At 48.3% G+C, this 13,196-nt stretch carries 11 protein-coding genes; all 11 read left to right on the plus strand.

The window, feature by feature from the left end; all coding sequences use genetic code 11:
* Window positions 1-147 precede the first annotated feature (147 nt).
* The gene (locus AMS66_RS21835; protein ID WP_082350832.1) at window positions 148-1,731 is read left to right on the plus strand and encodes a spore germination protein; all 1,584 of its coding nucleotides are present in this window, start codon (window positions 148-150) and stop codon (window positions 1,729-1,731) included.
* Between the two features lie 4 nt (window positions 1,732-1,735).
* Window positions 1,736-2,935, plus strand: a complete 1,200-nt coding sequence (locus AMS66_RS21840; RefSeq protein WP_053782777.1) for a Ger(x)C family spore germination protein — start codon at window positions 1,736-1,738, stop codon at window positions 2,933-2,935.
* Complete coding sequence (locus AMS66_RS21845; RefSeq protein WP_053782778.1) at window positions 2,928-3,149, plus strand: hypothetical protein; 222 nt, start codon at window positions 2,928-2,930, stop codon at window positions 3,147-3,149. Before AMS66_RS21840 ends, AMS66_RS21845 begins: the two co-directional genes overlap by 8 nt.
* 50 nt (window positions 3,150-3,199) lie before the next feature.
* Window positions 3,200-4,405, plus strand: coding sequence for a GerAB/ArcD/ProY family transporter (locus AMS66_RS21850; RefSeq protein WP_053782779.1), 1,206 nt, complete (start codon window positions 3,200-3,202; stop codon window positions 4,403-4,405).
* A gap of 128 nt (window positions 4,406-4,533) precedes the next feature.
* Window positions 4,534-5,370 carry a uroporphyrinogen-III synthase gene (locus tag AMS66_RS21855; protein ID WP_053782780.1) on the plus strand — a complete coding sequence of 279 codons (837 nt, stop codon included), beginning with the start codon at window positions 4,534-4,536 and terminating at the stop codon, window positions 5,368-5,370.
* A 271-nt stretch (window positions 5,371-5,641) separates the two neighbouring features.
* Window positions 5,642-6,364: an SDR family oxidoreductase gene (locus AMS66_RS21860; RefSeq protein WP_236703562.1), complete on the plus strand. Its 723-nt coding sequence runs from the start codon at window positions 5,642-5,644 to the stop codon at window positions 6,362-6,364.
* 35 nt (window positions 6,365-6,399) lie between these two features.
* Window positions 6,400-7,038, plus strand: a complete 639-nt coding sequence (locus AMS66_RS21865) for a ThuA domain-containing protein (RefSeq protein WP_053782781.1) — start codon at window positions 6,400-6,402, stop codon at window positions 7,036-7,038.
* A gap of 73 nt (window positions 7,039-7,111) precedes the next feature.
* Window positions 7,112-7,489: a phasin family protein gene (locus tag AMS66_RS21870; protein WP_053782782.1), complete on the plus strand. Its 378-nt coding sequence runs from the start codon at window positions 7,112-7,114 to the stop codon at window positions 7,487-7,489.
* On the plus strand, window positions 7,490-9,160 hold the full coding sequence (locus AMS66_RS21875; RefSeq protein ID WP_053782783.1) for an ABC1 kinase family protein: 1,671 nt from the start codon (window positions 7,490-7,492) through the stop codon (window positions 9,158-9,160). It begins immediately after the preceding gene.
* A 546-nt stretch (window positions 9,161-9,706) separates the two neighbouring features.
* On the plus strand, window positions 9,707-11,158 hold the full coding sequence (locus AMS66_RS21880) for a SulP family inorganic anion transporter (protein ID WP_053782784.1): 1,452 nt from the start codon (window positions 9,707-9,709) through the stop codon (window positions 11,156-11,158).
* A 633-nt stretch (window positions 11,159-11,791) separates the two neighbouring features.
* Window positions 11,792-13,196, plus strand: a 1,405-nt coding sequence (locus AMS66_RS21885; RefSeq protein WP_236703563.1) for a DEAD/DEAH box helicase, incomplete at its 3' end; no start/stop codon positions are given.

Consider the following 13,196-nt stretch of genomic DNA (forward strand, 5'->3'; position numbering starts at 1 on the left):
CCCCAAAGGTCTCTGTTATTTACACAGGGGCCTTTTTTTGTTGCCTGAATTGAAAAAAATGATTGGACATTTTACAAAAAGACCACATAATTCCGTGTGATCTGGCACAAGCTACCTTGTATAAAAATCAGGAACGGAGGGCGGCATATGGCGGACAAAACATCAGGGAAAGATGGTTCACGGGATTCGGAAAAAAAGAAGCATGTCCCTTTGGGGCTGCCGTCTCCCCCTATTTTGCGACAGCCGATAGGCCTTTCACATGAAAGCCATATGTTGGCACTGGAAGACATTTTCTCGGATTGTTCGGATGTGATCTTCCGCAATGTCAAGATTTCACCTGAAGTAGAAGGACTGCTGGTATACATCGAGGGCATCGTGAATTCGACGGATATTCAAGATCATATGCTCCGTCCTCTGATTCGCGGTCTGATTGAGCAACGAACCGATGAACCTGCTGCCCCTTTGGACGATACACGAATCGCCCTGTCGCAGGTGAAAAAAGTGGATTCCTGGGCAGCCGCGGCGGATGGGGTGCTGGAATCCTCCGCACTGCTGTTGATCAACGGAAGCAAGGAGGCTTGGCTATTCAATGTTAAGGGCGGCATGCGGCGTGGTGTTGAGGAACCCCAGACCGAGTCGGTTATCCGGGGGCCACGCGAAGGGTTCACCGAGACATTGCGCGTGAACACAGCACTGCTTCGTTTCAAGCTGAAAACACCCGCACTTAAGATGTTAAGCATGACAATTGGAACCGAGACCAAAACCAATGTAGTACTGACCTATATCGATGATATTGCCGATCCCAAGCTGATTAAGGATGTCAAAAAACGACTCAACAAGATCAAAATCGATGGAATTCTTGAGTCCGGGTATATTGAGGAATTGATAGAGGATCATCCGTATTCTCCTTTTCCGCAGATGCATTATACCGAACGACCAGATACAGTGGCGGGTAACTTGCTGGAAGGACGATTTGCCATTTTTGTGGATGGTAGCCCATTTGTCCTTATTGCCCCAGTAACCATGTGGCAGATGCTTCAGGCGAGTGAGGATTATTACGAACGGTTCTTTATTAGCAATCTGGTGCGATGGATTCGGTTTTTGTTTGTAGCTATCGCTCTATTTCTCCCCGCGCTGTATATCGCCATTACAACGTTCCATCAGGATATGTTGCCGACAACACTGATTCTGAGTATTGCCGGGGCAAGGGAGGCCATTCCATTCCCTGCACTGGTTGAAGCCCTCATTATGGAGCTATCGTTTGAGGCTTTGCGAGAAGCGGGGGTCAGGTTACCCAAAACGGTAGGTCAGGCCGTCAGTATTTTGGGGGCTCTTGTAATTGGACAGGCAGCAGTTCAGGCAGGGATTGTCTCCGCTCCCATGGTTATTATCGTATCCATGACAGGGATTGCGTCGTTCACGATCCCTCGTTTTAACTTTGCCATTACGGTTCGTTTACTGCGATTTCCCATTATGATGCTTGCCGGGGCGCTTGGCTTGTATGGCATTGTAATCGGACTGGTGCTGATCTCGGTACATCTAACGCAAATGACCTCTTTTGGAGTACCTTATCTGTCGGGCCTTAGTCCCTATAGCAAGACGGATACCAAGGATATCGTTATTCGTGCACCTTGGTGGAAAATGATCCATCGTCCTTCTACAGTGCATCGTGACCAGCAGCGGATGAATGAGAAAATCAATGGTTCACCTGAAGCTGAGGAGGGGTGGTAAGCACATGTTCTTTATCCATAAACGGCATGCTGTGGCCATCATGCTCCTATGTACTATTTTTATATCAGGTTGCTGGGATCGGAAGGAGATTAATGATATCGCTTTTGTCATTGGTCTCGCTATTGACAAGGAAGAGGATAATTACAGAACCAGTCTGCAAATTGCCCTTCCCGGACAGTCCGGATCTTCTGGAAGTCAAGGTGGTGGTGGGGGCACAAGTGGTGACAAATCCTGGTTCATGTTATCCAATACGGCCAAAACTCTGCGTGGTACGTCTATTGAAAGCCAAAAGGCACTCTCTCGTGAGCTTTACTATGCACATCGACGTACCATGCTGATTGGAGAAGCGCTTGCACGTGATGGTGTTGCTCCTATGCTGGACTTACTTACGCGTTACCCGCTTAACCGACTATCTGCGTTACCCATTGTTACGAAGGGATCTGCTTACAAAGTGCTGGATACTGACGCTCCAATTGAAAAATTTCCTTCCGAAATGGTACGCGAGCTGTGTTTCCTAAATATGCGCAGACCGCGTTCACTCAAGATATTCACGGATGCGATTCTTTCCGAAGGAGTAGATCCATTTCTACCAGTCGCTTCGACTGCTGACAATGTACCGGGTAACTGGAAGGACGTGAAGACGAACATCAAGTTAGATGGAATCGCTATTTTCAAGAAGGACAAACTGATAGGCATGATTGAGAAAACTCCCGCTGATGCGCTTATTTTGGCCATGGGTGAAGCCAATGAGCCGGAAGTGATGGTAAAGGTTCCGCGTGGAAAAGGTGATGTGTTCATTAAATTAAACGAGAATAACTCATCCTTGCATCCTCATGTTGAAAATGGGAAAGTCACAGTGACAATCGAGCTGTATGCGAAGGGAGTCATGGTAGATAACGAATCCAATTATGGTGATTTGCGAGACCAGGAGATGAAGAGTCTTACTCAGGCCCTTCACCAGAAAATTGAAGATGACATTAAGGAAGGGATCAGGCTGATTCAAAAAAAATATCCTGCGGATATTTTGGGCCTGGGTCGTTCCATTCATCAGCAACTCCCTCAAGAATGGAAAAAAATAAGGGATCGGTGGGATGATATTTATCCGGATGTAAAGGTAATCGTTAAACCACACATCATTATTGAAAATGTAGGGGTTATCAATAAACCGATTGGATTGCAAGAGGAGGATATTGTCCATGATTAAGCCGCTGCTGTTCACTTATTTGGGTATGGTTATTGCCGTAATCATCATGGACTTCAAACATGTGAGGCAGGCAGCGGCTATTAATCGGTGGTTATCCTACGGACTGATCGCTATCAGCGCCGGGATTTGGTTCTATGTAACCAACTTGAGCAAAACCGTCTTTGTCTCGGCATGGCTTACCCAATTGATACAGCGTTGGCTACCGTTACCGTAAGGCTTTCAACGAATTTTGAAGCATAGAAGATCACAGAAAGGAGGTATTCCATGAATCAGGGAGTGACCAGTCGTCAGTTGGTGCTGCTCATCATGCTGCTCAGTACTACAGGCACGTTGATGCAGCCCCATGCACAAGCCATTTTTTATGCTGAACAGCACGCCTATTTATCTTATATCCCTGTCTTTCTTGTGATGGTGGCATCACTATGGATGTTAAGTCGTGTTCAGCGACGGTTCCCCGATCAGGATCTGTTTGAATCTCTGGTGGAGCGTTTCCCCTTTTTGGGTCGTGTGACAGGCATGTTGTATATCCTGTTTTTTCTCTTTATATTTGCCCGTGATATCCGGCTAATCGGTGACTATGTAAGCATTACCTTGCTGGAGACGACCCCGATATCCATGATTACATTGACCCTGTTGGTCATGGTTGTTTTTATCGTGAGGGGAGGGTTGGGATCCTTAATAGGGATGTCCGAGCTGTATGTTACTTTGTTTGTGCTGAATTCATTGATTTTGCCGTTTATGCTCATTCAGCAAATAAATATGGATAATCTCATGCCGTATTTTGACATCGATGTTGCTGGAGTTAGTAAGGGAAGCTGGTACATATTTTCCTTTTTTGGTGAGATGATTGCAGTCCCCTTTGTAATTAAAGGCAGTGATTTTCGATTCAAGTCGGTCTTGTGGGGGATTACGGTAGCGGCTCTGTTAATGATGCTGATTGTCGTCGAAACCATCCTGGCGGTTGGAGTTCCGATCGCATCCAGAATGGTGTATCCTTCCTACGAGCTTGCAAGGCAGCTGCAAATCAGCGATTTCCTTGATCGATTTGACCTTGCACTAGCAGCGGTAACGCTACCTACGTTGATTACAAAGATCGCATTCGATCTGTATTTTGTCTGTTGGGGACTGAAGCGAATGATTCCGAAGGTCTCGGGTAAAGTGATGACAGGTCCGGTTGCGTTGGTAGGGTATGTCTGTGCCTTCTGGTTTTTCAAAAACGCTGTTCAGCTCTTCCGCTTTACAAGGGAGTGGACATGGATTGGGATTGTGTTCGAGGTGTTATTTCCCATCATACTCTTTGTGTTCCTTCGTCCCCGCAAAAAAGACAGGAATGATCGACGGGCAGCGGATACCCAGAAGCAGAAGCAGCAACCAAAAGAGGATAAACAAGAAAAAGCACCACAGGAACGAGATGAGCCTGACAAAGGGAAACGTGAAGGACCACAGGGTGGAGAATTACAGCCTTCCTGATATATCCCATCAAAAATCGTTATAGATGAACTGCCGAAAAGCGGGAAAACTCGGTTTCCCTCCATAGAAGTACCCTGTATACTGTAGTCAGACTGATGACATTCGGCTGAATTAACGGGGGGAACAAGATGGCTCAACATTTGGCGGGTATACGCGTAGCACTGACAGGACCACGGAAATCCAAAGAGATGTCCTTGCTGGTTGAGAAAATGGGCGGTATTCCGCTTGTTCGACCTGCACAGGGAACTGTTTTTCTGGATGACCGTAATATTCGGGATGGTCTGGTATCCTGGATATCGAACCCGCCAGACTGGACGGTACTAACGACCGGTATGGGATTGGATGCTATTTTTGATATGGCTGAGGATATGGAGATTGCTGATCAATTGCTGGACGTATTATCGGAATCTTTGATTGCAGCAAGAGGGTACAAGACAGTCAACGCACTCCGAAAACGTAAACTGACCCCGCTGGTGCGGGATGATGATGGCAGCACAGACGGGCTGATTCGTGAATTCGCGCCTCATAAACTTAAGGGACAGAAGGTAATGTTGCAGCTGCATGGGGAAACTGCGCCCAAGTTGGTCGGTTGGCTGGAGGATCAGGGCGCTCAGGTGCGTCAGGTACTCCCTTATCGCCACGTCCCGCCGGAAGAGGGCGAGCTGGAACAGCTATTGAATGAAATTTTGCGGCATGAGGTGCATGCCGTCGCGTTTACAAGTGGACCGCAAGTTCGGTTTCTGGTCGAATATGCGGCGTCAAAGGGAAAGCTTGAACCTATGCAGGCAGCCTTCCGACAGGGCGTGGTGCCCGCTTCAGTGGGTAGAGTTACAGCAAACGCAATGCGTGAAGAAGGTATTGAGGCGCTTGTGGTCCCGGAAGATGAGAAGATGGGGGCCCTCATTGTTGAACTGGGGCGTTATTACGCTGCCAGATCTGCGGACAAGGCTCAGCTTCTGCCTTAATATTGATTCCGCCTAGACTCATTTTGAAACATTGAATAAACGTTATTATGATGACCAAGTGTTTTCCGTTCTGATCTGATATAGGGGTCAGAACTTTTTTTGTTTCTTGTTTCTGTAAAGGACATTTTTTATAAGCTGAACGACTCTGATTCAAGGGAATTCACCTGAGACTTTGGTCGTGAAGTTAGTTGTACCCATTCATAATTAAAGGTTTTTGGATAATAATGTGGAATGAATTAAAGACAGATTAAGCTTGTGAGGGAGGGACAGCATGATGAAAACCGTATGCGTAACCGGGGCGGCCCGAGGATTGGGGTTGGCTCTGACGGCACAGATGCTGAAGAGAGGTTATATCGTGTATGCGGCAGGGTTGGACATGGAAGAGTCCGAAGGAATTCGTATTCTGACGGATGCCTATCCGAAACATTTACGCGCCATCGAACTGGACATTGCGGATGATCTGTCCGTAGCTTTGTTCACGGAGACAATTAAGCTGGATACAGAGCATTTGGATATGCTTATTAATAATGCGGCTATACTAGGAAGTATTACGGATCATATCCGCGGACCGTTAAACATGGCGGAGATGGCAGAAGTATTTAACGTAAATACCTTGGGGACATTGCGCGTGACTCATGCCCTATTGCCCCTCCTTCTTCAAGGAACAAACAAGCTGATCGTCGATATATCTTCGGAGGCAGGCAGTATTGAGCAGTGCAGCCGGGATGGATGGTTTGCCTATTGCATGTCCAAATCTGCGCTAAACATGCAGGCCCGTCTTGTGCATAATGGTCTAAAGAATGAGGGTGGACAAGTGATGCTGATTCATCCTGGGTGGGTACAGAGTTATATGAGCGGGGAATTGAATACCGCTGCAGACCTTACGCCAGATCAATCGGCTCAGTATATCACCGCACTCATTGATCGCCATAAGGAGTTCATGGGAGATCAGCCCGCGTATGTAGATTACAAGGGGGACACCCTTCCTTGGTAATTCTGTTATAGGTAATTTGAAAGGAGTTTTTAATGATGGATCATCGTAAAAAAGCGTTGTTACTTGGTGATTATACTCATCCGGACTGGCATCCACTGCAAGGTGTGGATGCGGAAATTAGTCGGATTTTTCACGATACTATGACTGTGCAGTGCAGCGAGAATCGCAACATGCTGCTGCAAGAAAATATAACCGGTTTTGATGTGTGTATCTGTTACATGGACGATTGGAAGGGGAAAGTCTCTCCACAGCAGACAGCAGGCTTATTGTCCTATGTTAGTAATGGAGGTGGCCTGGTCATTATACATAACGGAATTTCGCTCCAAAATCGTTATGAGCTGAAGCAGATGATCGGAGCCAAGTTCCTGCATCATCCACCTTATGCACCACTGGAGTTCACAGTAACGGAAGAGAGTCATCCAGTGACTGAAGGCATTTCCGGATTTACGATGGAGGAAGAGCCTTATCAGTTCGAGTTCGGTTCATTTGCCGAAACGAAAGTTCTGCTTGAGTATCAATCCGAAGAAGGGCCGAAGCCCGCAGCTTGGGCACATAGATATGGTGTTGGACGTATTGTTTACCTGATGCCAGGACATCATGTACCTTCTTTTGCACATGAAACCTATCGTCAGTTAATTTTGCAGGCAGGAAAATGGGCTGCGCGTTACGTATAGCCGGACCCGTTTCTTTTGTGAGCAGCTGATTAGGGGTATACTATAGAGATCAACGAAGAGGAGGATGACAAGAATGAGCGATTTGTTCAAAAAGGCAATCTCGTTAGGGCTCGGTCTTACTGTTGTAAGCAAGGAGAAAATTGAGAAAACCGTGGATGATCTGGTCAAGCGCGGGGAACTGGCGCCCGGTGAATCCAAAGCGTTGGTCGAACGTCTGATGGAACGGGGCGATGAAGAGCAGGGCCAGTTCAAAAGAATGATTCACGAACAGGTCAAGCGCGTCCTTCAGGAAGTGGGCGTGCCATCCGAGAGTGATGTAACCAGTTTGGAACAGCGTGTTGCCGTCCTTGAGAAAAAGCTTGCGGAATTGGGTCACACACCACAGCTTCAACCTGATGTATCCCCAGCTCCACTTGAAGTTCCTCCTCTTAAAGGAAACGAGATCGAGTAGATGGCTGTGCGAATCAAACATGTCGGCAGATACCGGGAAATTGCCATGGCGCTGGTGCGTCATGGCTTCGGTTATATGGTCGAGGAGCTGGGCTTGTTCCAGTTGCTGGCCATACCCCGGCGATGGATGTCGCGTGAGGCACCGACCACCAAAACACTGAGTGAGCGCATTAGGCTTGTGCTGCAGGAGCTGGGGCCGGCTTTCGTCAAGCTGGGGCAACTGGCAAGCACAAGGGCGGATTTGTTGCCGGAGTCTGTCATCCGCGAACTGGTGAAGCTGCAGGATCAGGTCCCGCCGTTTTCCTCGGAGACGGCACGGGGTATTTTGGAACAGGAATTGGATACACCGCTGGAGGAGATCTTTTCCCGGTTCGAGGATACCCCTGTGGCTGCGGCTAGTATTGGACAGGTGCATCTGGGCAAGCTCCGAAGCGGTGAGGCTGTGGCTATTAAAATTCAACGGCCTGGCATATCTCGTATCGTTCAGCGCGATCTGGATATTTTACGAGAGTTGACAGCCATGGCGGAGAAACGCTGGGATTGGGTGAAGCAATATCAAATCCCGCAAATGGTAGAAGAGTACGCCCAGGCACTGATGGCCGAGCTGGATTATACGGTCGAGGGCCGTAATACGGAAAAGATCGCACAGCAATATCAGCAGGATAACAAAGTGAAAATACCGCTGATCTACTGGGATCAAACCTCATCTCGTGTACTCACCATGGAGTACATCGAGGGTATTAAGCTGAATGATCGTGACGAGTTGATTAAACGTGGGCATGATCTGAATAACATTGCGCAGCGACTGGTGGATTCATTGTTGAATCAGATCTTCATTCATGGATTCTTTCATGCTGATCCACATCCGGGCAATCTGATGGTGTTAAAGGATGGCCGGCTTGCCTTTATCGACTTCGGCATGGTGGGCAGCCTGAGTGATGAGATGAAGCAGCATCTGGCTTCGCTCATTATCGGATTGATGCGCAAGGATACGGACAGCATGATCCGGGCGATTGAGAAGCTTGGCATGATGCCGGATGATATGGATTTGCGAGGACTTCATAGTGATCTGGACAAGCTCCGCAGCAAATACTACGATATTCCCTTTTCCAAAATCAGCGTGGGTCAAGCGCTGAATGACCTGTTCGGCGTGGCCCAGCGACACCGGGTTGTGATGCCTGCCGACATTCTGCTGCTGGGGAAATCGCTGCTCACCATGGAAGGTGTCATCGAACATCTTGACCCCTCTCTAAGCATCGTAGATATGGCAGAACCGTTTGGTCGCAAGCTAATCAAGGAACGCTTCAATCCTGGGAGAATCAAGAATCGTCTGTTCCGCAGTGCTGCGGATATGGCCGAGAGTGTCATGGGTCTGCCTGGACAGCTGAGACAGCTCTCCTCGATCATCAGCAAGGGCAAGCTAAGGCTGGAAATCAGTGTCCCTGAACTGGATGCGCTCATGCGAAGGATGGACCAGATCAGTAATCGGCTATCTTTCAGTATTGTACTGCTCGCATTTTGTATTATTATGGTCGGGTTGATCATCGGTTCTTCGATCAGTCACCAGTCAACCATGCTCTGGGATATCCCGGTTATTGAAATCGGTTTTCTGGTGGCAATTCTAATGGTGGCCTTCCTACTCTATTCGATATTCAAATCGGGGAGATTTTAGCATAGACGTAAATATGAGAGTCGTTAACGCTTCCTGGCAGGGGAGCATTAGCGGCTTTTTTTGCGGGTTGGGCATTTCATACATGGGTACATAACGAGATAAATAGAGCATGGATGAGATATATTCCGAAAATAAGAGGGAATAAACGATAATATACCAATTACGGATGCGTTTCCTGCTCGTACATCAGTTCCGCTTTGTCTATAATAATAGGTCAGTACATTAACGGACCCGGTTTTTCTGAGAGGGGAAAACCAAGAGGCATCATGATCGGCTCACGATGTCTCAAAGGCAAGACACCTGAAAGGTGCAATGGAAATAAGAGGTACACACTGGAACGGACGAGACATGAGGGGACAAGATATCGGATACGATTTGGATCATGGTCAATCCATCATGTATTCAACTTATGTGACAGATTTTTGTGGGATGATATCCCGCTGTTTTGTGCTGTCTGTCGTGGTTGATCAGCGACGAACCGTTCCATTGCAAATCAGGCGAAGACAAATTTGAGGTTACACACGTAGGAGGAACGGCAAGAAATATATGAATACGTTAAAACAACAATGGTTTGGTAACATTCGCGGAGATGTGCTGGCAGGTATTACGGTAGCGCTGGCGCTTATTCCGGAAGCCATTGCCTTCTCCATCATTGCAGGCGTTGATCCGATGGTTGGCTTGTATGCTTCCATTACGATTGCCATTGTGATCTCGATTGCGGGCGGAAGACCGGGGATGATATCGGCGGCAACAGGTGCCATGGCGGTGTTGATGGTCGGACTCGTCAAGGATTATGGCGTGGAATACTTGTTTGCCGCTACGATTCTGACGGGCATTATTCAGTTTATTCTGGGGATTTTCAAGGTTGGACGGTTTATTACGTTTGTGCCCCATTCGGTACTGACCGGATTTGTGAATGCTCTGGCGATTCTGATCTTTATGGCACAACTGACCCATTTCACGGGCGCGAATTGGATCATGTATGCGATGGTAGCGGGTACGCTGGCGATCATTTATATTTTGCCGCGTTTTTTCAAAAGCGTTCCGGCTCCATTGATTGCTATTGTGATTATGACGATCATTACGGCGCTGTTACATCTGGATGTCAAAACCGTAGGTGATATGGGGAATCTCACGAGTACCCTGCCGATGTTCCATCTGCCCAATATCGACTGGTCCCTTAATACCCTAATGATTCTGCTGCCGTATTCGTTCACGATGGCTCTGGTCGGTCTGTTGGAATCGTTGCTGACAGCAACGATTGTGGATGAAATGACCGAGACCAAGAGCAGCAAAAACCGTGAAGTGCGCGGTCAGGGAATTGCCAACTTTGTTAACGGCCTCTTTGGTGGCATGGGTGGCTGTGCGATGATCGGACAGTCGGTTATTAATGTGAAGTCTGGCGGACGCGGGCGGTTGTCCACATTTACGGCTGGGGCTTTTCTGGCCATATTGTTGTTATTGCTCAGTGGTGTGGTAAAAGAGGTGCCGATGGGTGCACTTGTAGGTGTTATGTTTATGGTGTGCATCGGCACGTTTGACTGGAGTTCTATCAAGAACATTGCGCGTGTGCCACGGGCGGAAGCTATTGTTATGGTCGTTACGGTAGCAATTGTGGTCTACACCCATGATCTGTCGATTGGTGTTATGGTCGGCGTTGTGCTCAGTGTGCTGCATTTTGGCTGGAAACAGACGAAAATTCGCGTGCAGGCCAATCAGGAACAAGGGCAGAAGGTGTATCGCGTCCACGGACCTTTCTTCTTCGGTTCATCCTCCCGTTTCGTCGATGAGTTCAATGCTGAAGCCGATCCGCAGGAAATCACGATCGATTTTGGGGGCTCACATATTTGGGATAACACGGCGGTTGTTGCCATTGGTAAAGTGAAATTCAAATATGCGAAGCTGGGCAAATCGGTGCATCTGCGCGGACTGAACGAGGAAAGCTCCCGTTTGCTTGAAAAGAGTGGTTTTACCACGGCACAAGGGCACGGCTCCTGATTACCTTATGCACTGAATTTATATGAAGCTCAATTAATATTTCAGGAATGAACTATACAGTTAAACAATTGAGCTATATAAGTAGATAAACGAATCCAATGAGTAACATGGATGAATGATAAAGGGGTTGTCCTACAAGTGATGAAAGATCATGACGGGACGGCTCCTTTTTTATACGTCAGCAAAATGCTTAAGTTGAGGTCTAACGAACCGAGCACATCCTATTTGCTGTAATTTCAGGCGTCCGATGTTCTAACGAATCAAAGGCCACTTATATCCTCGTTATCTGCTTTCTCTCGTTAGATTAACCTGGAATAACGCGGCTGAGGTTCGTTACAATTTCAAAGGGTGCCATGACCACAGTATAAGGTGTGTACGATTCGTTAACGCTTTAAACACAATGATCCGGGACAATTGTGGACAAATGCAGGAAAGTAACTTCCAATCCCCTTTTGTTTTGCTTGACTAACGTGTAAACTACAGGGTATGGAGAAGAAGAGCAACGGACCGATTGCTTTTTAAAAAATTCATTTCATAATCATGATTGATATACGGAAAACTAGTCTTGATTGAAGCCAAGTGAAAGCAATTATGAAATGGACTTATCTAAATGAATATACAGAGGTGTAACGATTGGCAAACTTTGAACAACTGGGCATTCGCCCGGAATGGTGCGAGATCCTGAAACATCAGGGCATCGCCGTGCCGACTCCGGTACAGGAGCGTTCGATTCCGGTATTGCTGGGTGGACGCGATATTATTGCTGAGGCACAGACGGGTACAGGGAAAACGCTGGCTTTTTTGCTGCCGATTATTCAGAAAATCAACGTATCCGACCGCTCGCCGCAAGCATTGATTATTGCCCCTACGCGGGAGCTGGCGCTGCAAATTACGGAAGAAGCGAAGAAGCTGACTGCAAACGACGATAAACTGCATGTTCTCGCGGTATACGGCGGACAGGATGTGGACAAACAGCTGCGCAAACTGCAAAACGGCACACAGATCGTGATTGGTACGCCGGGACGTCTCCTGGACCATCTGCGTCGTGGCACGTTGAAGCTGGATAATGTTAAGAAACTCGTGTTGGATGAAGCCGACCAAATGCTGCACATGGGCTTCTTGGATGATGTAGAGACCATCCTTAGTGAACTGCCACATAAACGTCAGACGATGCTGTTCTCGGCAACGATGCCTAAGGGCATTCGCAACCTGGCGAAGAACTACATGAAAGACCCGGAGGATGTGAAGGTATCCTCCAAGTCCGTGATTCCGATCAATCAGATTCGCCAGCAGGTGCTGGATTGCACGGATCGTGGCAAACTTGAGGCACTTCGCGGCATGATTGATACGTATCGTCCGTACCTGGCGATTGTTTTCTGCCGGACCAAGCGCCGTGCATCCAAGCTGAATGAAGATCTGCGTGAAGCAGGTTATGCGAGCGATGAACTTCATGGTGATTTGTCTCAATCCAAGCGTGAAAACGTAATGAAAGCATTCCGTGACGCGAAATTACAAATCCTCGTTGCTACGGATGTTGCGGCACGCGGATTGGATGTTGAAGGCGTAACGCATGTATTCAACTACGATATGCCACATGATGCGGAAAGCTATATCCACCGGATCGGCCGTACGGGTCGCGCTGGCGGCACGGGCCTTGCCGTAACATTTGCAACACAGCACGATAGACCGGAGCTTGCTCGTATTGAGGAGGGCACCAATCAGAAGCTGTCCCGTATCCAGTGGACCAGCGAAGGACCGGTAGCATCAACTGGAGAAAACAGACGTTCCATCAACAGCCAGGGTGATGATGAACGTTCTGGTGGACGTTCCGCTGGGACAGGCAGTGCCCGTCGCGGCGCAGGTCGTACTGGCCGCAGCGAAGGCGGACGTGGCGGTCGTGGTGGTTCCCGCGGCGGTGAAGGTGGACGCAGCGGTGCTCGTAGTGGCGGTCGCAGTGGCGACGAACGCAGCGCAGGCCGTGGTTCCGCGCGCAGCAGCGACAGCAGTCGCGGTGCAGCGGGTCAAGGCGGGCGTGGTG

This window comes from Paenibacillus xylanivorans, from assembly GCF_001280595.1.
Classification (GTDB): Bacteria; Bacillota; Bacilli; order Paenibacillales; family Paenibacillaceae; genus Paenibacillus; species Paenibacillus xylanivorans.